This window comes from Streptomyces sp. NPDC055099 (assembly GCF_053607685.1).
Genome location: NZ_JBSGUA010000003.1, coordinates 619,604 through 642,710, shown reverse-complemented (window position 1 = coordinate 642,710; position 23,107 = coordinate 619,604). Strand labels below are relative to the sequence as shown.

Genomic DNA, 23,107 nt, shown 5'->3' with positions numbered 1-23,107 from the left:
GGCTCACCGCTGCTGTTCGCGCCGCAGACCGGTGACGTACGCGGCCAGCTCGGCGACCGTGGCGTGGATCTCCGCGTTGGCGTCATGGAACTTGTCCCCCAGGCCGTACTGCTGGAGCACGCGGTCCAGGAGCTCGGTCATCGTCAGGGAGTCGACGCCGAGGTCGGCCTGGAAGTCGGCGTCGTCGGTGACGACGTCCGCCGGGTACTCCAGCATCTCGGCGCACAGGGCGCGTACCTCTTCCAGGATCTCCGCGTCGGCCTCGGGGGCCTCGGTCTCGGCGGACGTGTGGGCGGAAGGTGTCTGCCGGACGGAAGGTGCGGCGTCCGGGGGCGCGAGGGGGCCGAGCCTGGCGGAGAGGTCAGCGGTCGCCATGGGCTCGCGCAGCGGCGCGACCGTGTCCACCGAGGGCAGGAATCCGGACACGATGCGGGTCAGGACGTCCAGCGCGCCGCACTCCACGAACGTGCTGACGCCGTCGGCGTGCAGCGCGCGCACCGCGTCGTCGAACCGCACCGGTTCGGTCATGTCGGACACCAGGAGACCGATGACGTCGTCGTCGGAGGTGAGGTGCCGGCCGAGGCTCTGGGAGTAGAAGAAGCCCTCGCGGGGCGCGGACATCGGTATGTCGCGCATCGCCGTGGCGTAGAGCGCGCCCGCTTCCGCGAGTTGGGGCACGTGGAAGAGGCCGGGGACGTGCAGCCGGGACGTACGGATGCGGGCCTCGCGCGCCGCTTCCTGGAGCTTCACCAGGTCCGCGTCGGGTCCGCTGATCACCGTCTGGTGCGGGGAGTTGTGCGCCGAGACGGCGGACGTGCCGGCGTTCACCGAGGCCAGCAGCTTCTCGGCTCCCGCGGGGTCGGTGTTCACCGCCAGCATGCCGCCCGCGGGCGGCGGCGCCTTGCGCAGCGCGGCATAGCGTTCACAGACCGCCCGGACGGCGTCGGCCGGGGTGAGGACACCGGCGGCGGCCAGCGCCGCGACCTCGCCGTGGCTGTGCCCGATGACGTGGTCGGGCGTGATCCCGTACCGGTCCTCCAGGAGCGTCGCCAGGGCGAGGGAGGTCGCGAGGATGGCCACGTCGAGGCGCTCCGGCTCGGATGCGAGCAGCTTTCCCAGAGCGGGGGCGTCCGGCGAGAACAACAGCGGCTGCACCGGCTTGAGTTGGTACTCCGCGGTGACGGCGTCGATCTCCGCCACCCGGGCCGAGATGCGGTCGGCGTCCGCGCCGATGCCCGCGAAGGCGCCCGGCAGGTACGAGCCCTGGCCGGGGAAGAGGAACGCCACCCGACTGGTCATGTCATCGCCCTTTCGTTGGGATGGCCCGGGCCTGCTCCGCCCGGACAGCGCGAGCCGACGCGGCTCTGTGTCCCCTGCGGAACCCGACACCACAAGCGAAAGCCCCGTATACGGCAACAACGCGAGCGTATGAGCGGGCGATCAGCGCGTCAGCCCCTAACAGGACGGCGCGCGCCCCTAATCGGGCGTGGGCGGATCTCTAGGGGCCGGTACCGCGGCCACCCCTGGTGTGCACGTCAGGACGTGCGCAGTCTGCGCCAGACCGCCTTCGCCGCGTTGTGCCCCGACATGCCGTGCACGCCGGGTCCTGGGGGCGTCGCGGACGAGCAGAGGAAGACGGCAGGGTGCGCGGTGCCGTACGGGAAGAGGGAGGGCTTGGGGCGCAGCAGCAGTTGGAGGCCGCTGGCGGCGCCGCAGCCGATGTCGCCGCCCACGTAGTTGGCGTTGCGGGAGGCGATCGTGGGCGGGCCCGCGGTGGCGCGGGCCAGGACGCGGTCGCGGAACCCGGGGGCGAACCGCTCCAGTTGGCGCTCGATGACGTCGGTGAGGTCGCCGTCCCAGCCGTTCGGCACATGGCCGTACGCCCAGAAGACCTGCTTGCCCGCGGGCGCGCGGGACGGGTCGACGACTCCGGGCTGCACGGTGATCAGGAACGGCGGGTCGGGCGCGCGGTTCTCGCGCGACGCGGCGTTCAGCGCGGCGCCGATCTCGGCGCTGCTGGCGCCGATCTGCACGGTGCCCGCGATACGGGCCTCCTTCGCCGTCCACGGGACGGGGCCGTCGAGGGCGTAATCGATCTTGAAGACGCCCGCGCCGTAGCGGTAGTTCTCATAGCTGCGCCCAAGGCCCGCGATGCGGGCGAGCGCGGTGGGCGAGGTGTCGAAGACGTACGCGCGCGCCGGCGGCAGGTCGTCGAGCCGCTTGACCTCGTAGTCCGTGTGGACCGTGCCGCCGAGGTCCTTGAGATAGGCGGCGAGCGCGTCCGAGATCGACTGCGAGCCGCCCCGGGCGACCGGCCAGCCGCGGGCGTGCGCCGCGAGCGCGAACACCATGCCGACGGCGCCGGTGGCGATCCCGCCCAGCGGCGCCATGACATGGGCGACGAGCCCGGAGAACAGGGCGCGGGCCCGGTCGTCGCGGAAGCGCCGCATCAGCCAGGTGGAGGGCGGCAGGCCCGTGAGGCCGAAGCGCGCGAGGGTCAGGGGGTCGCGGGGCAGGGCCGTGGAGGGCAGCGCCATGAAGTCCCGCAGGATGCCGTCCCACTTGCTGACGAAGGGTTCGACGAGTCGTCTGTACGCCCCCGCGTCGCGCGGCCCGAACGAGGCGGCGGTCTCGGCGACGGAACGGGCGAGCACGGCCGCACTGCCGTCCGTGAAGGGGTGCGCCATGGGCAGCTGCGGCTGGAGCCACTCCAGGCCGTAACGGTCGAGGGGCATGGTGCGGAACACCGGCGAGTTGATGCCCAGCGGGTGCGCGGCGGAACAGGGGTCGTGCCGGAACCCGGGAAGCGTCAGCTCCTCGGTCCGCGCGCCGCCGCCGACGGTGTCCTTGGCCTCGAACACGGCCACCGAGAAGCCGCGGCGGGCCAGCTCGACGGCAGCGGTCAGACCGTTCGGTCCCGCCCCCACGATGACGGCATCAAGCATCGACGGCACCTTCGGACTCCTTTGTCAGCCGATGGCCTCTGCCGCCCAGGATAGGCCGGACCACCGACAGCAACGCGGGCGCGGGTAGCCTCTGACGGGTGACGTACTGGTTCCGCCGCACCGACGCGGTCTCCGAGGACTGGTTCGAGACGGGGCAGGACGGGATCGTCGCACGTCAGGCGTCCTTCTGCGGCCCGGAAGGACCGGCTTCCGTGGCGGCCTCGCGCGACGAACTCGACTGGGTCCTCGACAAGTTCGGACTGCTGACCGCGCAGCTTTACGACGCGCGGTACGGCGTCCTGGCGGAGGGCCCTCTCGACGGCGGGGAGCCGGTCTCCGAGCCGGTCTCCGAGGCGGAGTTCGATGCAGCGTGGTCGCGGGCCCGCCACCATCGGAACACCACGGCACCAGAGACGGGCGGGCCGCTCCCCCAGGGCACCCGCCTGACCGGCACGGTCGAGGCCCCGCCGTGGGGCCCGGGCGTGGTCGGGCTCTTCGTCGACCTGGGGCTTGCGCTCAAGGGCTTCGTGGACCTGGTGCATCTCCCGCTCCCCGCGCAGGACTGGCCGGAGGCCGGCACCGTCGCGGAGTTCGAGGTCACCACCGTGCGCTTCCACTTCGAGCCGCGCAACGCCCCGCAGATCAGGCTGCGGCCGACAGCAACTCCACCACCCGGTCGACCGTGGCCGCGTCCCGTCCTGCCGTGAACGGCAGCGTGTTGCCGCCCTCTATTCGGAAGGGCTCACCCGAGACGGTCCGGTTGGTGCCGCCCGCCTCGGCCACGAGCAGCAGGCCCGCCGCGTGATCCCAGGCCAGCTCCCAGGAGAAGGCGACCGCGTCCAACTCGCCCCGGGCGATGGCCAGATACTCGAGCCCGGCCGAGCCGCAGGGCCGCGGCGCGACGCCCGCCACGCGCAGGCCGAGCAGGGCCTGCTTCTGCTCGGGGGTGGTGAAGTCCGGGTGCGAGGTCGCCACCTCGAGGACCTCCCCGGGTGAACCGGCCACGAGCCGCTCGCCGTCGAGCCAGGCGCCCTTGCCGCGCAGCGCGACCGCCATCTCGTCGAGCGCCGGGGCGTACGTCCAGGAGGCGATGACCTCACCGCGCCACGCCAGCGCGATCAGCATGCAGAAGCCGGGGTCGCCGTGCACGAACTGCCTAGTGCCGTCCACGGGGTCGACGATCCACACCGCCGCGTCGGTGCGTATCGCCTCGTACAGCGCGGGGTCCTCGTGCACCGCTTCTTCGCCCACGACCACGGAGCCGGGGAGGAGCGTGGTGAGTGCTTCCGTCAGCTGCTCCTCGGCGAGCCGGTCGGCCACCGTCACGAGGTCGTGCGGCCCGCTCTTCTGGAGGACATCGCCCTCGGCGAGCTGGCGGAACCGCGGCATGACCTCGGCCGCCGCGGCCTTGCGGAGGGCTTCTTCGACATCGGGGACGCCACGTACAAGAAAGTCTTCGATCGCTTCGATCATGCATCCATGAGAGCACGCCGGACTGACAATCCGTACGGCTCGGGAAAAGGGGGCATGGATTCGAGATGAATCCCACGTGACCTGCCCTCAGGGCCCTCCCCCCAGGTCAGTAGGGCGACTCACCTCAGCAGGGCGACTCCCTGTCCTCTCAGCAGGGCGACCCAGCCCTCAGTAGGGCGACTCCCGATCCTCGATGTGGCGGCGCAAGCGGGCCGTGTCGGCGTCCGTCCAGCCCTCCCGGGGGACGACCGCCGCCCACCCGTCCACCGGGCCCGCCCCATAGCGGTGGCCGTGGGGCGCCTCCACCCCGTAGGACACCGCCATGTCCACCGACGTCTGCCAGAAGGTGACCGCGGGGAACCAGCGGATCGCCGGGGTGATGTCCGGGCCCAGGGGGCTGTCGAGCCACTCGGGGCGGTGCAGGAGCAGGGCGGTCGACCACCAGACGACCGGGTCCGAGGCGTTTTGCAGGTAGACGGTCCGGGGGCGTTCCCAGACCGCGGGAGGACCCGGCCGCTTCAGGTCCCGCTCGGGGAACTGGGCGAACCGCACGTTCCTGCCGCCCTCGTACAGCGGCCGCCAGACCGGGCTCCCGGCCTCCCGGTGCTCGCGGATCTCCCGCGACATCGGAGCGAAGTTCGGCGTGCCGACGATCAGCGCCCCGTCCGTCCGGGCCAGGAGGTCGTCCACCCCGTCGAACGACGACTCGATCGCGAACCCGCCCAGGCTCTCCCCGGTCACGACGAGCTTGGGCCGGTCGTCCTCGGGCAGCTCGGACCACTTCGCGAGGACCGCGTCCACGAGCTGCCGGGTGGCCTGCGCGGCACGCTCCTTGTCGACCAGGAAGGAGACCCAGCTCGGCAGGTAGGAGTACTGGACGGCGACGATGGCCGTGTCGCCGTCGTGCATGTACTCCAGGGGCTCGCTGATGTCGGCGTTGACCCAGCCGGTCCCCGTCGTCCCGGCGATCGCCAGCACGTCCCGCTCGAACGCGCCGGTCCGCTCCAGCTCCCGCACGGCGAGCCGGGCCTTCGCCGCGAACGGGTCCCGGCTGCTGAAGGCCTCCGGCGCCGACGCGCTGACGTAGACGCGGACGGGGTCCTTCGCGGGCCTGCCCGTGTACGCGCCGATCTGCTGCTTCGTCGGCGTGGACCCCGCGAAGTTACGGCCCTGGAACCCGAGGTCCTGCCACTGCAGGAGCGAGCCGGGCCCGCCGGAGACCAGCGGGGACTCCGGCTGCCGAATGCCTTCCTCGGTGCCGCCGTTCGTCGCGTACGCGATGCGGTCCGCGAGGTCGATGACACCGCGCTGGAAGACCACGTCGCGCAGCCCGACCGTGACGATCAGCGCGCTCAGCGCGACGCCGAGACCGACGGCGACGGGCAGCGGCACGAACCGGTGCAGTCCGCGGATCAGTCTGCGCGCCCCCAGCCGGACACCACGCGCCACGAGCAGGAACAGCGCCCAGAGCAGCACGGCGATCAGCATGATGACCGGCGTGTGCCAGGCCATCGTCGGCGGCAGGCCCTGCAGCTCGCGCAGCCGCCGCTGCGCGTGGTCGCTCTCGGTGATCAGCCAGACGGTGAGGACGAGCCCGGCCACCCAGTACGCCTGCCAGAGGTGGGCCCGCGTCTTCTCGCTCGGCCGCCACCGGAACAGCGCGCGGCAGGCGGTGGCGACCAGCGAGCCGATCGCGTAGCCGATGCCCGCCGTGATCCCTCCGACGACGCCCTGCAGGAACCAGGGGCGGGGCACGAGGGACGGCGTGAGCGAGAGCCAGAAGAAGACGGTGCCGAAGCAGACGGCGGTGAGGTCGGGCCAGCGCCGGACGAGGTGGGCGGGGCCGGGCCGCTCCCAGTACGGCCGCCTCGCGATCGCGCGGACCCGCCCCGCGACCCGCCGCACGGCTCCCCGCGCGGCCTCTCGCCAGGCGCCCGCGCGTCCGGGCTCGCTCTTCGCCGAACGCCTCAGGTTCACCGCCACCTCCCGCTCACCCGAACCACTCGTACCGCGCATATCTCCAATACCGCGCATACCTCGCAAACAGTACGCAGAGGGTGCGGGGGCGGGCGCGCTAACGCTCGGCGTTGAGTGCGTCGACCGCCCCCCTCGCGTCCCCGACGGTCAGATAGTCGACGGCGACGAAGTTCACCGGCCTGCCCCGCTGCCGCTCGCAGTCGTGCACGCGGTCGAGCACGGCGCCGCGCCGGTTGACCGTGCCCGCGTCGAGGCGGCTGCCGCCGTCGATGGTGATGAAGTGGTTGAGCAGGAAGAGCCGCTTGTCGGAGCCGCCCCGGTGCGGGACGCAGGTCATGTCCGCGGGGCTGCGGAAGGCGAACGGGGTCTCCATGCCGTACCGGTAGAAGTTGCGGTACCAGGCCTGCGGCCCGTCGGCGCGCTCGGCGAACACGACCAGGCGCCGACCGCTGTCGATCATCTCGCCCAGCTTGGGCCACGGCTTGTCCGGGTCCGGGTCCGGCGTGAAGAGGAGGTCCGTGAGCCCCGCCTCCTCGAAGGCGTCCGCCGTCTCCTCGGCGCTGACGGCGTCCTGCACGATCAGCGTGATCACGTCGGTGGGGTGGGCCCGCAGCCAGTCTCCGGTCTCGCGCAGGGTCGGCACGAGACCGATCGCCCCGGCCCTGCACACCGAGTGGCAGAGCCACAGTCCGTCGCGGGGCGGGTTGAACTTGTTGATCGCGGCCTTGATCTGCCCCTGAAGGCGCGGCGAGAAGTCCGACCCCTCCAGGCGTTCGGCGATCTGTTCGGGCCCTTCCCACGTGTAGGTGTCGATCTGCATCGCGCGTACGCCGCCGTTGAGCTGGGCCGTGATGCCCGGGTCCTGGAGGGGCCCGATGAACTGGTCGGCCGTGGTGGACATCGCGTTGTGCGAGGTGAGCTGGGCGATCTCGTCGTACGGGCGGTCACAGAGCCGTGCGCTGCCCTGACAGACCCGCGGTTCGGGGCGGCCGGCCGCGAGGGGCGCGAGCATCACACTCCCGAGCGCGGCCCCCGCCACCCCGACGGCGAGCATCTGGACCCGGCGCGGGCTGACCGCGACGGCCGGTCCCGCCTGCCACATCCAGCCGGCGGTGACGAGCAGCGCGCCCGCCCCGAGCAGGATGTACGCCGTCATGGTGGCCATGCCGATGACGCCGGCCAGGGCCGCGTCCCCCACGTCGTGGACGAGCCGCGACACGGACTCCGGCCAGGACGAGGGCGTGTCGATCATGCCGTCGCCGGTGACCGCGCGGGCGGACAGGGCGGCGAGGCCGGTCAGGAGACCGCCCGCGGCCAGCGCCCAGCCGAGGTCCATGAGGCGGCGCGCGGGAGCCCGCGGACCGGTGAACCACAGGACCGCCAGGGCGGCGGCGCCGAACAGGGCGGCGAGCGGTTCGACCACGCCTGTGGCGAGGTGCGTGACGGAGCGCGCGCGGTGCAGCGGGGCGAGCTCGTCCCGCGAGGTGTCGAGGTCGGCGGTGATGTTCCAGGTGTCGCCGCCCGCGGTCGCCCGCAGTCGCTCGGTGGCCAGGCGGGTGCGGTCGGAGACCGCCTCGGGCCCAACGGCGGCGAGCGCCGAGGCCACGTCCCCGCTCTCCAGGGCCACCTCGACCTCGGGACGCAGCGCGTCACGGCTGCTCTCGGGCACCACCTGGAGCAGCGCGCGGGCGGCGGTGACCGCCTGCTCTTTGGACAGCGCGAAGGTGGGGAGCCCGGCGGGCGCCACTCCGGTGCTCACGGCCCGCGCGGCCCCGTCGAGGTCCGCGAGGAAGGCGGGGAAGTCGGGTTCGGGCTCGCGCTGCACGGAGGCGACGAGATCACCGAAGTACGTCTGTGCCAGAGCCCCGACATTGGTGAGGACCGGCCGCAGGTCGGCCGTGAGCCGCAGCGTCTCGTGGTCTCCGCGCAGATAGCCGGTCACTTCCTCGATCTGCCGGTCGGCCATGGCGCGCAAGGTCTCCGGGGGAAGCACGATCTTCAGGTTGGACGTCACCGCCGCTTCGGGGACCGGCAGCCGTCCAAGGAGGTCGCGGGCGACCGGGAGGTTCTGCGGGTCCACCAGGACTTCGTTGTAGAGGCGGTCGTAGGCGTCCTGGTCCTTCAGGACGCCCTGGTGGAAGTCGGAGCTGAGGATCGTGCCGCGCGCCGTCGCCGTGAGGGCCAGGACCGCCGCGCACAGCACCGCGACGACCCAGGCGAGGGGCCGCAGCCACCGCAGGCGATTCAGGCGGTGGCGCTGGCGACGCGGGCGCGGGCGGGACGCGCGCTCTTCCATGGCTTCAGATTGAGTGCCTCCCGTACGCATGGCTAGTCGGCTACGCAGGTGCGCCGGACATCCCTGCCGCACAACCACGGTGGCCCGTCCTGCCCGTCCTGCCCGTCCTTCCGGTCCTTCCGGTCGCCGCGTGTGCCGGGCGACCGCACGATGGACGGATGCACGCCCGCCCCGCCTCGCGGCTGCTGCGGCGTCCGGTCACGACGGCGACCGCGGTCAGCGCCACCGTCGCCGTTCTCGTCCTCACCAACCTCGCGAACAACCGCTGGGCGCGGGACTGGAGCCTGCCCGTCTCCCTCCTGGCCACGGCGGTGCTGCTCGCGATCGTGTACTGGTCCGGCGGGCGGTGGGCCGACGTGGGCCTCGCGCGCGGCACCCTCCTACGCGGTCTGGGGTGGGCGCTGGCCCTGATCGGCGTCGTCGCCGCGGGGTACGCCGTGGCGGCCGCGCTGCCGGTCACCCGCGGTCTGTTCGAGGACCAGCGGCAGAGCGGCCTGAGCGGCGGGGAGGTCGCACTGCGGGTGCTGGTGACGGTTCCGTTCGGCACGGTCCTGCTGGAGGAAGTGGCTTTCCGGGGCGTCCTGTTCGGGCTGCTGCTGCGTACCCGCGGGCCCCTGGCCGCGACCTTGATCTCGTCGGGGCTCTTCGGCCTCTGGCACATCCTGCCGTCGCTCGGGCTCGCCGACGCCAAGCCCGCGCTGGGCGGCGCCTTCGGGGACTCGGTCCTGGGCGTGATCGTCGTCGACGCCGGGGCCGTCCTCTTCACCGCCCTGGCGGGCTGCCTCTTCTGCGAACTGCGTCGCCGCAGCACGAGCCTGCTCGCCCCGATGGGACTGCACTGGGCCACGAACGCCCTCGGGTACGTCTTCGGCTTCCTGCTGCGGTGAACCGAAAGGCTTCCTGTTGCGGTGAACCGAAATCGAAACCGAAGCCGAAGCCGAAGCCGAGACCGCATGCCCGCTGAATCGGCGCCCCCGGGGGAAGTGCCACGGCCGACGAACCGGCATATGGTGCATTTCAAGGCGTAAAACCCTCCTTGGAGGCTTCCTCATCCGCCGCCCCGCCCCGAAAGGGTCACTCCATGCATCCCTCCCTCAACCCGGCCACACTGGCCGGGCTGCGCCGGCCGCGCCCCTACCCCGCCGTCACGGTCCTGCTGCCGACCCACCGCAGGGAACCGGACAACGCCCAGGATCCCGTTCGGCTGCGCAATCTGGTCGCCGAGGCCAAGGAGCGCCTGAAGTCCGACCCGGCCGTGGCCAGGGAACAGCGGATCGACGTGGCCGCCCAGCTCGACCGGGCGGTGGCCGAGATCGACCTGGTGCACGCCGAGGACGGGCTCGCCGTCTTCGCCGCCCCCGGTGAGCACCAGGTGTGGTCGCTGGCCAGGACGGTGCCGTCGCGCGTGGTGCTCTCGGACACCTTCCTCACGCGTAACGTCGTCGCGGCGCAGGCCGCCGAGCGTCCGTACTGGGTCCTCGCCGTCTCGGCCGACCGCGTCTCGCTGTGGAGCGGCACCCCGGAGCGGGTCGTCGAGCACACGGCGGACGGCTTCCCGCTCACCCGGAGCCTCGAAGACCCCGACGCCGAGCGCAAGGAGCGGATCGGCGACGTGCCGAGCACCTTCAGCGACGAGCACACCCGCAAGTTCCTGCGCGAGGCGGACCATGCCGCGGCCGGTGTGCTCCACGCTCACCCGCGCCCCCTGTTCGTGGCCGGGGAGACCCAGGCCCTCTCCCTTCTCGACGACGTCGGCACGGCCATCAAGGGGGCCACGCGGGTGCCCCACGGCGGCCTCGCGCACGGCCCCGCGGACGCGGTGTGGCAGGCGGCGCGCCCCTTCCTCGCCACCCGCGAGAGGGCCGAACTCGACTCGGTGGCCGAAGAGTTGAACGCGGCGCAAGGCCGTCGCCAGTACGCCGCCGGTCTCGACGAGGTCTGGCAGAACGTGACGACGGACCGGGTCCGCCTCCTCGCCGTGGAGGACACCTACCAGGCGACCGTACGCGACGACGGAGGGCATCTCGTGCCGGCCGACGGCGACGACCTCGACGCGGTGGACGACGTGGTCGACGACATCGTCGAGCGGGCCCTGGACACCGGCGCGCAGGTCCGCTTCGTGCCCGAGGGCACGCTCACAGGACGCGGCCGGATCGCCTGCGCCCTGCGGTACTGACGTCAGCCCCACGCGTACGTACGCCGCCCCACGCGCCCCACGCCCAGCACAGCTTCGGGAAAGGACCGCAGCCATGAACCCCCTCCCGCCCCGCGGGAAGCGGCGCCCCACGCGCCTCACCCGCACCGCGCACCGCGGGCCCACGGTGTCCGCCGCCCTCACGCTCGCCGCCACGGTGACGGCCGCCGCCGCGCTCGTCTCGTGCAGCACCGACAGCGACGCCCCGTCCGCCGAGGGCAGCAGGACGGTCAGCGAGCGGCCGACGGCTCCGGAGTCGTCGTCCTTCTCGGAGAAGACGGCGTCGCCACTGAAGTCACAGGCCTCGGAGGCCGCCGAGTCCGCCCGCGCCTCGGCGTCGAAGGCGGAGGCCTCCGCGTCCGAGCGCGCGGACGAGTTCGAGGCGTCCGTCTCCGCCGACACGGAACGGGCCAACCAGGCCGCCAAGGACGCCCTGAAGGGCGTCGACGGGCAGGGCAACGCGATGTCCGACGTCTCCATGACGGGCAAGCCCCGCTCCGAGACCGGCGGTGTGCTCGCCTCCGTGGTGACCTTCACCAACAGGACGGACAAGACGGCGGACTTCGCCGTGCAGGTCGACTTCGTCGACTCATCGGGCAAGGTCGCGGAGACCCGCTACATCGGCACGGAGAACCTCGAACCGGGCAAGCGGGCCCAGCGGTACGCCATCAGCCACGAGCCCCCGGAGCCGAAGCTTTCCGCGAAGCTGGTCAAGGCCCAGCGGTACTAGCCCTCGTACGACGAGGGCTCTCAGAAGTCCACCGCGTCGCGGACGAGCGGGCACGTCATGCAGTGCCCACCGCCGCGGCCGCGCCCGAGTTCGGCGCCGACGATCGTGATGACCTCGACCCCCGCCTTGCGCAGCAGCGTGTTGGTCTGGGTGTTGCGGTCGTAGGTGAAGACGACGCCGGGCTCCAGGGCCACCGCGTTGTTGCCGCTGTCCCACTGCTGGCGCTCGGAGGCGTAGACGTCCCCGCCCGTCTCGATGACGCGCAGCTCGGGCAGGCCGAGGGACTTGGCGACCACGTCGACGAACGCGCGCGAGCCCTCGTCCGTGATCTCGACGCCCGCCGCCTTGTCGCTGGGGCGCAGCGTGAAGGAGTGCACGGCGTCCATGATCTTCGGGTAGAGCGTGACGATGTCGCGGTCGGCGAAGGTGAAGACGGTGTCGAGGTGCATCGCGGACCGCAGCTTGGGCATGCCCGCGACGATGACCTGCTCGGCCGCGCCGTTCTTGAACAGCGCGGCGGCGACCTGCGTGATGGCCTGGCGCGAGGTCCGCTCGCTCATGCCCATCAGGACGACGCCGTTGCCGACGGGCATGATGTCGCCGCCCTCGAAGGTCGCCTGACCCCAGTCGAGTTCGGGGTCGCCCCACCACACCGTGGCGCCGGTGAAGTCGGGGTGGAAACGGTAGACGGCCTTCATGAGGAGCGTCTCGTCGTGCCGGGCGGGCCAGTACAGCGGGTTGAGCGTGACGCCTCCGTACAGCCAGCACGTGGTGTCGCGGGTGTAGAGGGTGTTCGGCAGCGGCGGCATCAGATATTCGCGTACGCCGGTGGATTCACGGACGAGGGCCGCGTATCCGGAGCGGTACTCGTCCGGCAGATCGGCGGTGGCCAGGCCGCCGATGAGGTACTCGGCGAGCTGCCGGGGCTCCAGCGTCTCCAGGAAGGCGCGGGTGTCGTCGATGAGGCCGGGGCCGACCTCGTTCGCGGTGATCTTCCGGTCGAGGAGCCAGGTCCTGGCCTCGGGGAGGGCCACGGTCTGGGCGAGCAGGTCGTGCAGTTCGACGACCTCGACGCCGCGCTGCTGCAGCTTGATGACGAAGTCGGCGTGGTCGCGCTGGGCGTTCTCCACCCACATGACGTCGTCGAAGAGCAGGTCGTCGGCGTTGGTGGGGGTGAGCCTGCGGTGCGCGAGACCGGGCGCGCAGACCAGGACCTTGCGCAGCCTGCCGACCTCGGAGTGGACACCGAACGTCGGTGCGGCGGAATTGTCGTGGCTGGTCACGGTGCGCCTTTCGGTCGGTGGGGTGTCGACTGGGGTCCGGTGGCAACAGGGGCGGTGGGAACAGGAGAGCGGTGGCCGGTCAGAGTTCGATCCAGCCCACCGCTAGGGCGATCACGCCCAGGACGGCGCCCGCGATCGAGATGGCGCAGATGATGGCCTCGCGGGGCGAGAACAAGCGCCGGTTCTGCTCGCGCCGGGCCTTGACGAACAGGAAGGTCGCGGGGGCGTAGATGATGAAGGAGACCAGGACGAACTTGAGCCCGGCGGCGAACAGCAGGAACGCCGTGTAGAGCGTGGCGATCACCGCGATCACCAGTTCCTTGCGCGTGCTGCGCCCGGCGACCTCCGCACGGCCGTACCCGAGGCCGATCCTGACGGCGAACGCGGCGGCGAGCAGGAACGGGATCAGGCTCAGCGCGCTGGTCAGGTCGAGCGCGAAGTTGAACGCGTCGTCGGAGAACATCGTGACGACCAGGACCACCTGGCTCAGCGCGGTGGTCATCAGGAGCGCGGGTACCGGCACGTCCTCGGAGGTGGCCTTCCGCAGGAAGCGGGGCATGTCGTCGTCCTTGGCGGCGACGAAGAGCACTTCCGCTGCCATCAGCGTCCAGGCGAGGTAGGCGCCGAGCACGGAGACGATGAGTCCGACGCTGACGAAGACCTTGCCCCAGGTGCCGACGGCCTCCTCCAGGACGCCCGCCATGGAGGGCTGGCGCAGCTCGGCGATCTCCGCCATCGGCATGATCCCGTACGACACGATCGTGACGGAGGCGAAGACGGCGAAGACGCTGAGGAAGCCCAGGATCGTGGCCCGGCCGACGTCCTCGCGGCGCTTGGCGTGCCGGGAGTAGACGCTCGCGCCCTCGACCCCGAGGAAGACGAAGACGGTGGCCAGCATGGTGCCGCGCACCTGGTTGAACAGTGATCCCGCGTAGTCGGCGCCCCCGAAGTTGTCCGCGAACACCGACGGCTTGAAGAAGAAGAGCGCCAGGATCACAAAGACGAGGATGGGCACGATCTTGGCGACGGTGACGATCCGGTTGATGGCCGCCGCCTCCTTGACCCCACGGCGGATCAGCAGGAAGAACGCCCATAGGCCGAACGAGGAGAGCACCACGGCGAGCAGGGTGTCGCCGTCGCCGAGGGCCGGCCAGATGGCGCCCACGGTCGACATGATGAGCACCCAGTAGGTGACGTTGCCGACGCACGCGCTGGCCCAGTACCCGAAGGCGGAGAAGAAGCCGAGATACTCCCCGAACCCGGCCTTCGCATAGGCGTAGACACCGGCGTCCAGGTCCGGCCTGCGGACGGCGAGAGCCTGGAAGACGAACGCGAGCATCAGCATGCCCGTACCGGCGATGGCCCAGGCGATCAGCGCGCCCGCGACTCCGGTCTCCTGGGCGAACCGCCGTGGCAGCGAGAAGACTCCCGCGCCGACCATCGATCCGACGACCATCATCGTCAGCGTCGCGAGGGTCAGTTTGACGGCCGGTGACGCGCCGGCTGTGGGCTGGTCGGTCGTCTCAGCGTGACTCATGCAGTCCCCTGTGCGGGAATTCATCCCTGGTGGGCAGAGTTGTCCTGTTATGAAATCGCAGGCTGCCGGTGTCCGCGATTCGGCCGCGTCCGGAGGAAGCACAGTGCACGGTGAGTACAAGGTCCCCGGCGGCAAGCTCGTCATCGTGGACCTGGAGGTCGAGGACGGCGTGCTGCGGCATGTACGGGTGGCGGGGGACTTCTTCCTGGAACCCGACGAGGCGTTCGACGCCCTGAGCCACGCCCTGGAAGGCGCCCCGGCCGACACGGACGCGGCGGGCCTCGCCGCCCGCATCGACGCGGCCCTCCCTAAGAACGCCGTCCTGTACGGACTCACGTCGGAGGGCGTGGGCGTCGCGGTGCGCCGGGCCCTCGCACACGCCACCGACTGGACCGACTACGACTGGCAGCTGATCCACGAGGCGCCGCAGTCCCCCGCCCTGCTCATGGCCCTGGACGAGGTGCTCACCGAGGAGGTCGCCGCCGGGCGCCGCCCGCCGACGCTGCGCGTGTGGGAGTGGAAGTCCCCGGCGGTCGTCATCGGCAGCTTCCAGTCGCTGCGCAACGAGGTGGACCCGGCGGGCGCCGACCGCCACGGCATCGAGGTGGTGCGCCGGATCAGTGGCGGCGGCGCCATGTTCTGCGAGCCGGGCAACGCCATCACCTACTCGCTCTCGGTCCCCGACTCCCTCGTGCAGGGCCTGTCCTTCGCCGACAGCTACGCCTACCTGGACGACTGGGTGCTCGACGCCCTCGGCGACATGGGCATCAAGGCGTGGTACCAACCGCTCAACGACATCGCCACCGACGCCGGCAAGGTCGCGGGCGCCGCCCAGAAGCGGGTCGCCGGCGGGCACGGCGCCGTCCTGCACCACGTGACCATGTCGTACGACATCGACGCGGAGAAGATGGTCGAGGTGCTCCGCATCGGCCGCGAGAAGCTCTCGGACAAGGGCACGAAGAGCGCGAAGAAGCGCGTGGACCCGCTGCGCCGCCAGACCGGCCTGCCCCGCGAGGCAGTGATCGAGCGGATGCTCGACTCCTTCCGCACGCGGTACGGCCTGACCCCGGGCAAGGCCACCGACGAGGAGATGGCCAGGGCGCGGGAGCTCGCCCGGACGAAGTTCAGCTCACCGGAGTGGACGGCACGGGTGCCGTAGCCCGGGTCCGGTCCGTCTCGTCCGTCTCGCCCGTCTCGGCCTCTAGCCCGCCGGGCTGCGCTGCCAGGCGGTCGTGCCGATGCGTCCGGTGTTGCCGAGGTCGATCCGGCCTTCCGGGGTCACGGTCCCGGGGCGGGTGCCCGGGGCCGGCGTGACCTTCAGATAGGTGCCGCTGACGGCGGTCGTCGTCGTGTCGGTGACCGTGTTGCGCCAGACGACCACGGTGTAGGCCGCCTCGCCCCGCTTCAGCGTGACCGTGTGACGCGGGCCGGGGTCGTCGTCCCTCGCCATGATGGGCTCGGTGCCTTCGAGAACCTGTACGTCGAGGGGCTCACGGTGCTCGTCGAGGACCCGCATCTTCGGGTACCCCTTCAGTCGGTAGCTGTCCTTTCCGCAGTTGGTCAGGGTCACGCTCATCGCGCGCAGCCCCATGGCTGGGTTGACCATGCCCGCCTCGATGCGGACCCCGGACGCGGGGCAGGAGGGCGAGGCCACGTCGGGCACTTCCGGCGGCCCTGTCTCGACGGGGGCTTCCGTCAGCGAGTCGGGTCCAGGAGAGGCGGCCGTACGGTCCGCTGTGGGAGGCCGCTCGTCCTCGGCAGGCGCCGTACGCGCGGGGTCCCTCTCCCGCTCGAACTCCTCCGAGAGCCCGCATCCGGAAGCAAGCAGGGCCGCTGCCGCGAGGACGGCGACGTGTCCAACCCGGGCGACGTGTCTGAACGGTATGCCGGTCACGCGGAGATCATGCCATGGCCAGAGATTCCCCCTTTCCGTTTCAGGCCGCCTCCAGGAAGTCACGCCATCCGCGACCTCACCTCCTCTCTAGGGCGTCGCATTACGGGCCGCGACGAGCCCCGACTCGTAGGCGAAGACGACCAGTTGGGCCCGGTCACGCGCCCCGAGCTTCGTCATCGCCCTGCTCACATGCGTCTTCGCCGTGAACGGGCTGATCACCATGTGCTCGGCGATCTCCTCGTTCGTCAGCCCACGCGCGGCCAACGCGGTGACCTCGCGCTCCCGACGCGTGAGGTTCTCCAGGCCGGGCGCGGTGGCCCGGTCCGGCGGCCGTGAGACGAACTCACCGATCAGCCTGCTGGTCACCGAGGGCGAGAGCAGCGATTCCCCCCGAGCGACGATCTCGATGCCGTGCAACAGGTCGGCCGGCTCCGTGTCCTTGAGCAGAAACCCACTGGCCCCGGCACGCAGGGCGTCGAAGACGTACTCGTCGAGGCCGTAATTGGTGAGGATCACGACGCGTACACCACTGAGGCGGGGGTCGGCGGCGATCCGGCGCGTCGCCTCGATCCCGGTCATCACCGGCATCTGTACGTCTATGAGCGCCACGTCAGGCATGCACTCCCGCACCAGCGCGATCCCGCTCTCCCCGTCGGCGGCCTCCCCCACCACCTCGATGCCGTCCTCGGCTTCGAGCAGCGCACGGAACCCGGCGCGCATCAACGCCTGGTCGTCGATGAGCACCACCCGGATCACCCGCCCTCCCCCGAGCGCCCGGCCTCAGCGGCCACCCCCGCCTCCACAGAAGCCCCGCCCCGCCCTTCGGCCCCTGCACCGCCCCCTGCACCGCCTCCTCCAACGACGTCCCCTATACCGAAGCCCCCTTCACCGACGCGCCCCGAGGACACCGGAGCCGCCAAAGCCCCGCAATCCAACGGCAGTTCAGCCCGCACCAGAAATCCCCCCTCAACCCTCGGCCCCGCCCGCAACGTCCCGCCCAGCGAGGCAACCCGCTCCCGCATCCCCGTCAGCCCGGTCCCCTCCACCGGCGGCCGCCCCGCATCGGCGACCCCGTCGTCCTCCACCCGTACCCCCAACACCCGCTCCCCGAAGTCGAGCCCGACCACCACCTTGGCAGAGCCCCCCGCATGGCGTGCCGCGTTGGTGAGGCCCTCCTGCACGATGCGGTACGCGGCCCTCTCCAGGTCACCGGTCAGCGTCCGCTCCTTGCCCCGCACGGTCAGCTCCACCGCCAGCCCGGCGGCCCGAGCGCGTTCGACGAGCAGTGCCGGGCTCCCCGCCGGCTCGTCCGTGCGCAACACGGTGAGCGTGGACCGCAGTTCACGCATCGCCTCACCGCTCGCCTCCTGAATCGCGAGCAGCGCGGGCGGTATCTCCTCGCCCCGCTTCCGGGCGAGGTGGACAGCGACTCCCGCCTGGAGCTTGACGATCGAAATGCTGTGCGTCAGCGAGTCGTGCAGTTCGCGTGCGATCCGCAGCCGCTCCTCACCCGCCCTGCGCAGGGCCGCCTCCTCGCGGGTCCGCTCGGCCTCCAGGGCCCGCTGCTCGGTCTGGCGCAGATACGCCTGCCAGTTCTTGTCGGCGAGGCCGGTGACGAGGGCGCACAGGAACCAGCCGGCCAGCAGCAGCGTCCACTGCACGACGTCGTCCGAGGCCTTCCCCGCCACCGCGAAGCCCGCCAGGAACACCCCGGCGGCGACAGCGGCGAGGCCCCGGTGGCCCGCCCGGGATGCCGTGTGTACGGCCGCGACCACCGGTATCGCCGCGACACTGCTCGCGCCCCCGTAGAACACCTCGACGAGCAGGCAGGCCGTGGTGACGGCGAGCACGGCGCGCGGCGCTCTCCGATGCACGGCGAGGGCCAGCGAACCTGCCCCTATAAGTACGTAGTCGAAGAACCCCGCACCGCCGTCGCCCAGGCCCACCGAGAGCGCGACTATCACGCCCACCACGGCCGCGAGCACCGCATCACCGACCCACGCCTGCCGCACCCGGTTCCGCACCCGCTCGCGCACGTTCACCTGACCTGCCGATCTCCCCGCCCGGTCCGCCGTCATCTGAGCCCCCACACCCGTCGCATCCCCGCACCCCCGCATCCCCCGTCGCGGCGCATCCCCCGCCGTGTTCAGAACTTTAGAGGCCGCCGCGGACAACCGCGTCACCCCAGCAGACCGCTCCGGCACTACTCCCCGTGCAGTAGTCGCGGGCCCGAACAGCCCCGGCGACGTACCCCCAACTGCCTTCCGCCGGACGACGACCCGAGACCCTCGGCGCCCCGACCATCTGGGCATGGCAACTTACCGATACACCGATCCAGTACTCGCGAAGTCCGCGACCGGCAGGACCGCCGACGCGTACGCACAGATGGCAGAGGACTTCGGCATCGCCGAGCCCGCGCCGCTGGTCGCCCTCAGCCCCGCACCCGAACTGTTCACCGCCGCCTGGGCCTTGCTCCGCGAGTCCCTGCTGGCCGGCGGTGACGAGGCGTTCGGCAGCGGCGGCACGACCCGCACCGACCGCGAGCTGGTCGCCGTGGGCGTCTCGCTCGCCAACCGCTGCCCGTTCTGCGTGAGCGCGCACACGATGATGCTGCACGCCACCGGCGACCACCGTGTCGCGGAGCGGGTGCTGCGCGGCGAGCAGCCGGAGGACCCCGCGCAGGCGCGGCTCCTCGCCTGGGGCAAGGCCACCCGGACACCTCAGGCGCCGGAGCTGGTCACGCCGCCGTTCCCGCGCACCCACGCCCCCGCGCACATCGGCACCGCGCTCACGTTCCACTTCATCAACCGCGTGGCGTCGTCGCTGATCACCGAGAAGATACTGCCGTGCAACGCGCAGCGCTTCCGGGCGGTGCGCTCGATCGGCGGCCGCACCCTTCAGAAGACCGTGCGCCGCTCCTGCACCCCCGGCGACTCACTCGCCCTGCTCGACGACCCGCAGCCGGGGCCCGCCTGGGCCGCCGGCACGCCCGTCGGTTCCGCCTACGCCGCGCTGCGGGACGCGGCGAGGAGAGGCGCGGGCCTCCTGGACGAGGACGACCGGGCGCTCGTGGAAGCGACGGTGTCCGCGTGGGACGGGGCGCATCCGCCGCTGTCCTGGCAAGCCCTGCCCGACCGCGCGTCCCGCCCGGAAGCACGGCTCGCGCTGCTCGCCGCGCTCGCTCCGTACCGCATCACCGACGCGGACGTGGCGGCCTGGAAGAAGCCGCCGTTCAGCGACCACTGTCTCGTGCACCTGATCTCGTTCGGCGCCTTCACCGCCGTCGACCGCATCGAGACCGTCCTCGCTGCCCAGCACTCCGCCCACCACGCCAGGGAGGCGTCATGACCACAGCGACGTCAGCGAGCCCCAACTCCCGCCAGGCCGAAGCCTGGAACGGCCCTGTGGGCACCCACTGGGCCACCCACCACGAGCGGTACGACACCATGCTGTCCGGGGTGAACGACGCCCTCTTCGAAGCCGCGGCCATCGGTGCCGGCGACCGTGTTCTGGACATCGGCTGCGGCGCGGGCGTCACCACCCGCATCGCGGCCCGCCTCGCCGGGCACGGACACGCGGCAGGAGTCGACATCTCGGCGCCGCTCCTCGACCGCGCCCGTGCGAGCACGGTGTCCGAGGGCATCACGAACGCGGCGTACGAACAGGCCGACGCCCAGATCCACCCCTTCCCCAAGGCCGGGTACGACGTCGCGATCAGCCGTGGCGGGGTGATGTTCTTCGCCGACCACACCGCCGCGTTCACCAACATCGCCCGTGCGCTGCGCCCCGGCGGGCGGCTGGTGTTCGTCTGCCCGCAGCCCGTGGGTGAGGAGACCGAGGAGTCCCGGACGCTCGCCCTCTTCGCCAAGCTCCTCGCGGAACCGGCGGATGAGGCCGGCCCCAAGGCAAGCCCGGGCCCCACAACACCCGACGTACCCGGCGTCCCCGACGCCCCAGATGCCCCAGATGCCCCAGATGCCACGGCCCAAGCCGATGCGACCGCCGCGCGCACCGCCATGGCCTCGCTCTCGGACCCGGCCCGTATACGTGAGGTGCTCACCGCGTATGAGGACGTGACGGTGACTCCCGTGCCGGTGGACGCGGTGTGGGGTCGAACGCCGGCAGACGCGGTCGACTTCATGCTGTCGCGCACCCCGGGCAGGACGGTCACCGCGAAGAAACGGGCCGCCCTGGAGGAGGCGTTCCGACCGCACGCGACCGAGTACGGCGTGCGAATGCGAGCGGGGGTGTGGCTGGTATCGGCAATACGCCCGTCCTAGACGGCCCCCGGCCGACCTTCCTCCGGCTTCTCCCGGCCTTCCCCCGGGCGTCCCCCGGGCATCCCCCGGGCGTCCCCCGGGGCCCGCCATACCCGCAGGGCTCCCGGAGGTCATGCCCGTTCGCCGCCGTTGATGTGGCCGGTCACGTGATGTGGCCGGACACGTGATGTGGCCGGACATGTGGAAGGGCTTCGATGTCGGGACCGGCATGAAAAGCCCTTGATGATTGCCGGATCGCGGCAATGTGCGCCTTCCCTCCCAGATGCGACGATCCCCACCTCACCGAGACATCCGGCAAGTTGAGGAGGTGCTCAGGTGACCGTCTTTCTGGGGCTTGGCATCGCGGGAATCGCTCTGCTGGTCCTCTCTCTCGTCTTCGACGGGGTCCTTGAGGGGCTCTTCGACGGCATCGGAGTCCTCGACGGGCTCTTCGACGGGCTGCTGTCCCTTCCCGTCGTCGCAGGGTTCGTGTCCATGCTCGGCTTCGGCGGGGCGATCGTGCTCGGCACGACTGGGCTCGGGGCCGGCGGCGCGACCGCTGTCGGAGCGGCCGTAGGTGTGGGTGCGGGCTGGCTGACGTGGAAGTTCAGCCGCACCCTGATGCGGGATCAGACCGCGGCCACACCCCGGGGCGACGACCTCGTGGGCACCGCGGGCGCCGTGGTCACCGCGATTCCGGTCGACGGGTACGGCGAGGTGCTGCTTCAACTGGCGGGCCAGCCAGTGAAGTTTGCCGCAAGGAGCGGCGAGGCCGTCACCCGCGGCACCGAGATCTGGGTGGAGGCGGCCTTGTCGCCCACTTCGGTCGCGGTCCGCCCCGTACAGCGCTGACCTCCGCGCCACCGCGGACCCGCACTCCTACCCACACCCGCACCCGCACCCGCACCCGCACCCGCACGAACACGACCCGCGACACCCAACCCACGACCCACAACCCGCACAACATCACCGATCTGCCGCCCCCTTGGGAGGCAGGGGGGAATTCGTCATGAGTCCAGTCCTGACCGCCGTCATCGGAGTCGTCGTACTCCTCGTCCTGCTCGCGCTCGTCGTCGTGACCCGCTACAAGGTCGCCGGGCCGAGCGAGGCCTTCATCGTGACCGGGCGGCGCGGCAAGAAGTCCACCGATCCCGACACCGGCCGGATCTTCACCGACAACAGCGGCCAGAAGGTCGTGGTGGGCGGTGGCGTGTTCGTCGTGCCGTTCGTGCAGCAGAAGTTCACGCTCGACCTCTCCTCGCGGCACATCCCGATCGCGGTGCGCGGCGCCGTCACGCTGCGCGGCGTGAAGGCCAACCTTGAGGGCGTCGCGATCGTCAAGGTCGGCGGTACCGAGGACTCCATACGCGCCGCGGCTCAGCGGTTCCTGGCCCAGCAGGGCGGCATCGTCGGCTTCACCCAGGAAGTGCTCTCCGGCGCGCTGCGATCCATCGTGGGCCGGATGTCGGTGGAGGACATCATCCGTGACCGCGCCGCGTTCGCCGGGCAGGTCGCCGAGGAGGCCGAGGCGAGTCTGTCCGGGCAGGGCCTGGTGCTCGACGCCTTCCAGATCCAGGACATCACCACCGAGGGTTCGTACCTGGAGGACCTGGGCCGGCCCGAGGCGGCCCGCGCCAAGCAGGAGGCCGACATCGCCGAGGCCGTGGCGCGCCGCGCCGCCGAGCAGGCCCGGCTGAAGGCCGAGGAGGAGATCGCGGTCGCCCAGCGGACCTTCTCCCTCAAGCAGGCCGAGATCAAGGCCGAGACCGACGAGGCATCCGCCCGCGCCGGGGCCGCCGGGCCGCTCGCCGAGGCCGCGCGCCAGCAGGAGGTCCTCGCCGAGCAGGAGAAGGTGGCCCAGCGGCAGGCCGCCCTCACCGACCGCGAGCTGGACACCAAGATCCGCAAGCCCGCCGACGCCGCGCGCTATCAGGCCGAGCAGGAGGCCGAGGCCCGCCGTGTCTCCCTGGTCAAGCAGGCCGAGGCCGATGCCGAGCGGGCCCGTCTGACCGGTGAGGGCGAGAAGGCACAGCGGGCCGCGCTCGCCGACGCCGTACGTCTGGAGGGCGAGGCCGACGCCGCCGCGATCGGCGCCAAGGGGGCCGCCGAGGCGGAGGCGATGCGCAAGAAGGCCGACGCGTTCGCGCAGTACGGCGACGCGGCGGTGCTACAGATGCTCGTCGAGGTGCTGCCCTCCGTGGTGGCCAAGGCCGCCGAGCCGCTCGGCGCGATCGACAAGATGACCGTGATCTCCACGGACGGCGCGAGCAGTCTCTCCCGCACGGTCGCCGACAACGTCGCCCAGGGCGTGGAACTCCTCAGCTCCACCACGGGAGTCGACGTGGCCGGCCTCCTCAAGGGCATCACCGGCGGCATGTCCCCCACCCCCATGGACCCCGCCGTCACCCCCGCCCCCACCCCGGCCGCAAAGCTGAACGGCAAGATCGACGTAACAGACTGACCCGGACCGACTCCCCCGGGCTCACCCGGGCTCCCCCCGGGTTCACCCGGACTTTCCC

At 71.7% G+C, this 23,107-nt stretch carries 19 protein-coding genes; 9 read left to right on the top strand and 10 right to left on the bottom strand.

Annotated elements, in window-relative coordinates:
- Positions 1-3 precede the first annotated feature (3 nt).
- Positions 4-1,299 carry an acyltransferase domain-containing protein gene (locus ACWFRU_RS10825; RefSeq protein WP_453685764.1) on the bottom strand — a complete coding sequence of 432 codons (1,296 nt, stop codon included), beginning with the start codon at positions 1,297-1,299 and terminating at the stop codon, positions 4-6.
- A 236-nt stretch (positions 1,300-1,535) separates the two neighbouring features.
- Entirely contained in the window at positions 1,536-2,945 is a 1,410-nt protein-coding gene (locus ACWFRU_RS10820; RefSeq protein WP_453685763.1) for a phytoene desaturase family protein, read from the bottom strand.
- Positions 2,946-3,043: 98 nt separating this feature from the next.
- On the opposite strand from ACWFRU_RS10820, the gene ACWFRU_RS10815 reads away from it, so the two are divergent.
- A complete protein-coding gene (locus tag ACWFRU_RS10815; protein ID WP_453685762.1) occupies positions 3,044-3,652 on the top strand; it encodes a hypothetical protein in 609 nt (202 codons plus the stop codon).
- Here ACWFRU_RS10815 and ACWFRU_RS10810 read toward each other — a convergent pair.
- The 3 genes from ACWFRU_RS10810 to ACWFRU_RS10800 all read right to left on the bottom strand — a co-directional run bounded on the left by ACWFRU_RS10810 (position 3,588) and on the right by ACWFRU_RS10800 (position 8,691).
- On the bottom strand, positions 3,588-4,418 hold the full coding sequence (locus tag ACWFRU_RS10810) for an inositol monophosphatase family protein (protein ID WP_453685761.1): 831 nt from the start codon (positions 4,416-4,418) through the stop codon (positions 3,588-3,590). The genes ACWFRU_RS10815 and ACWFRU_RS10810 overlap by 65 nt on opposite strands.
- A gap of 168 nt (positions 4,419-4,586) precedes the next feature.
- Complete coding sequence (locus ACWFRU_RS10805; RefSeq protein WP_453685760.1) at positions 4,587-6,434, bottom strand: alpha/beta hydrolase; 1,848 nt, start codon at positions 6,432-6,434, stop codon at positions 4,587-4,589.
- A gap of 58 nt (positions 6,435-6,492) precedes the next feature.
- A complete protein-coding gene (locus ACWFRU_RS10800) occupies positions 6,493-8,691 on the bottom strand; it encodes a hypothetical protein (protein WP_453685759.1) in 2,199 nt (732 codons plus the stop codon).
- Between the two features lie 158 nt (positions 8,692-8,849).
- On the opposite strand from ACWFRU_RS10800, the gene ACWFRU_RS10795 reads away from it, so the two are divergent.
- The 3 genes from ACWFRU_RS10795 to ACWFRU_RS10785 all read left to right on the top strand — a co-directional run bounded on the left by ACWFRU_RS10795 (position 8,850) and on the right by ACWFRU_RS10785 (position 11,615).
- Complete coding sequence (locus ACWFRU_RS10795) at positions 8,850-9,578, top strand: CPBP family intramembrane glutamic endopeptidase (RefSeq protein ID WP_453685758.1); 729 nt, start codon at positions 8,850-8,852, stop codon at positions 9,576-9,578.
- 194 nt (positions 9,579-9,772) lie between these two features.
- Positions 9,773-10,867 carry a baeRF3 domain-containing protein gene (locus ACWFRU_RS10790; protein WP_453685757.1) on the top strand — a complete coding sequence of 365 codons (1,095 nt, stop codon included), beginning with the start codon at positions 9,773-9,775 and terminating at the stop codon, positions 10,865-10,867.
- A gap of 73 nt (positions 10,868-10,940) precedes the next feature.
- Positions 10,941-11,615: a hypothetical protein gene (locus ACWFRU_RS10785; protein ID WP_453685756.1), complete on the top strand. Its 675-nt coding sequence runs from the start codon at positions 10,941-10,943 to the stop codon at positions 11,613-11,615.
- A gap of 20 nt (positions 11,616-11,635) precedes the next feature.
- Here the strand turns inward: ACWFRU_RS10785 and arcA are convergent, their stop codons facing one another.
- Positions 11,636-12,898 (bottom strand): arginine deiminase, encoded by a 1,263-nt coding sequence (gene arcA, locus ACWFRU_RS10780; protein ID WP_453685755.1) that lies wholly within the window; start codon positions 12,896-12,898, stop codon positions 11,636-11,638.
- A gap of 79 nt (positions 12,899-12,977) precedes the next feature.
- Positions 12,978-14,435, bottom strand: coding sequence for a basic amino acid/polyamine antiporter (locus ACWFRU_RS10775; protein ID WP_453685754.1), 1,458 nt, complete (start codon positions 14,433-14,435; stop codon positions 12,978-12,980).
- Between the two features lie 103 nt (positions 14,436-14,538).
- On the opposite strand from ACWFRU_RS10775, the gene ACWFRU_RS10770 reads away from it, so the two are divergent.
- Positions 14,539-15,594: a lipoyl protein ligase domain-containing protein gene (locus ACWFRU_RS10770; protein ID WP_453685753.1), complete on the top strand. Its 1,056-nt coding sequence runs from the start codon at positions 14,539-14,541 to the stop codon at positions 15,592-15,594.
- 42 nt (positions 15,595-15,636) lie between these two features.
- On the opposite strand, the gene ACWFRU_RS10765 is transcribed toward ACWFRU_RS10770, so the two are convergent.
- The 3 genes from ACWFRU_RS10765 to ACWFRU_RS10755 form a co-directional block, all read right to left on the bottom strand.
- Positions 15,637-16,329, bottom strand: a complete 693-nt coding sequence (locus tag ACWFRU_RS10765; protein WP_453685752.1) for a DUF4232 domain-containing protein — start codon at positions 16,327-16,329, stop codon at positions 15,637-15,639.
- 87 nt (positions 16,330-16,416) lie between these two features.
- Entirely contained in the window at positions 16,417-17,085 is a 669-nt protein-coding gene (locus ACWFRU_RS10760) for a response regulator (protein WP_453685751.1), read from the bottom strand.
- Complete coding sequence (locus ACWFRU_RS10755) at positions 17,082-18,407, bottom strand: sensor histidine kinase (protein WP_453685750.1); 1,326 nt, start codon at positions 18,405-18,407, stop codon at positions 17,082-17,084. Before ACWFRU_RS10755 ends, ACWFRU_RS10760 begins: the two co-directional genes overlap by 4 nt.
- Before the next feature lie 232 nt (positions 18,408-18,639).
- On the opposite strand from ACWFRU_RS10755, the gene ACWFRU_RS10750 reads away from it, so the two are divergent.
- The 4 genes from ACWFRU_RS10750 to ACWFRU_RS10735 all read left to right on the top strand — a co-directional run bounded on the left by ACWFRU_RS10750 (position 18,640) and on the right by ACWFRU_RS10735 (position 23,049).
- Complete coding sequence (locus tag ACWFRU_RS10750; protein ID WP_453685749.1) at positions 18,640-19,677, top strand: carboxymuconolactone decarboxylase family protein; 1,038 nt, start codon at positions 18,640-18,642, stop codon at positions 19,675-19,677.
- Positions 19,674-20,609: a class I SAM-dependent methyltransferase gene (locus ACWFRU_RS10745; protein ID WP_453685748.1), complete on the top strand. Its 936-nt coding sequence runs from the start codon at positions 19,674-19,676 to the stop codon at positions 20,607-20,609. Before ACWFRU_RS10750 ends, ACWFRU_RS10745 begins: the two co-directional genes overlap by 4 nt.
- A gap of 315 nt (positions 20,610-20,924) precedes the next feature.
- Complete coding sequence (locus ACWFRU_RS10740; protein ID WP_453685747.1) at positions 20,925-21,440, top strand: hypothetical protein; 516 nt, start codon at positions 20,925-20,927, stop codon at positions 21,438-21,440.
- A gap of 157 nt (positions 21,441-21,597) precedes the next feature.
- Positions 21,598-23,049 (top strand): flotillin family protein, encoded by a 1,452-nt coding sequence (locus ACWFRU_RS10735; RefSeq protein ID WP_453685746.1) that lies wholly within the window; start codon positions 21,598-21,600, stop codon positions 23,047-23,049.
- Positions 23,050-23,107: the final 58 nt, after the last annotated feature.

Coding starts and splice junctions, on each gene's coding strand:
- ACWFRU_RS10735 (WP_453685746.1), top strand. CDS start 21,598: ATGAGTCCAGTCCTGACCGCCGTCATCGGAGTCGTCGTACTCCTCGTC.
- ACWFRU_RS10820 (WP_453685763.1), bottom strand. CDS start 2,945: ATGCTTGATGCCGTCATCGTGGGGGCGGGACCGAACGGTCTGACCGCT.
- ACWFRU_RS10800 (WP_453685759.1), bottom strand. CDS start 8,691: ATGGAAGAGCGCGCGTCCCGCCCGCGCCCGCGTCGCCAGCGCCACCGC.
- ACWFRU_RS10755 (WP_453685750.1), bottom strand. CDS start 18,407: ATGACGGCGGACCGGGCGGGGAGATCGGCAGGTCAGGTGAACGTGCGC.
- ACWFRU_RS10790 (WP_453685757.1), top strand. CDS start 9,773: ATGCATCCCTCCCTCAACCCGGCCACACTGGCCGGGCTGCGCCGGCCG.
- ACWFRU_RS10775 (WP_453685754.1), bottom strand. CDS start 14,435: ATGAGTCACGCTGAGACGACCGACCAGCCCACAGCCGGCGCGTCACCG.
- ACWFRU_RS10795 (WP_453685758.1), top strand. CDS start 8,850: ATGCACGCCCGCCCCGCCTCGCGGCTGCTGCGGCGTCCGGTCACGACG.
- ACWFRU_RS10750 (WP_453685749.1), top strand. CDS start 18,640: ATGGCAACTTACCGATACACCGATCCAGTACTCGCGAAGTCCGCGACC.
- ACWFRU_RS10785 (WP_453685756.1), top strand. CDS start 10,941: ATGAACCCCCTCCCGCCCCGCGGGAAGCGGCGCCCCACGCGCCTCACC.
- ACWFRU_RS10745 (WP_453685748.1), top strand. CDS start 19,674: ATGACCACAGCGACGTCAGCGAGCCCCAACTCCCGCCAGGCCGAAGCC.
- ACWFRU_RS10805 (WP_453685760.1), bottom strand. CDS start 6,434: ATGCGCGGTACGAGTGGTTCGGGTGAGCGGGAGGTGGCGGTGAACCTG.
- ACWFRU_RS10810 (WP_453685761.1), bottom strand. CDS start 4,418: ATGATCGAAGCGATCGAAGACTTTCTTGTACGTGGCGTCCCCGATGTC.
- ACWFRU_RS10825 (WP_453685764.1), bottom strand. CDS start 1,299: ATGACCAGTCGGGTGGCGTTCCTCTTCCCCGGCCAGGGCTCGTACCTG.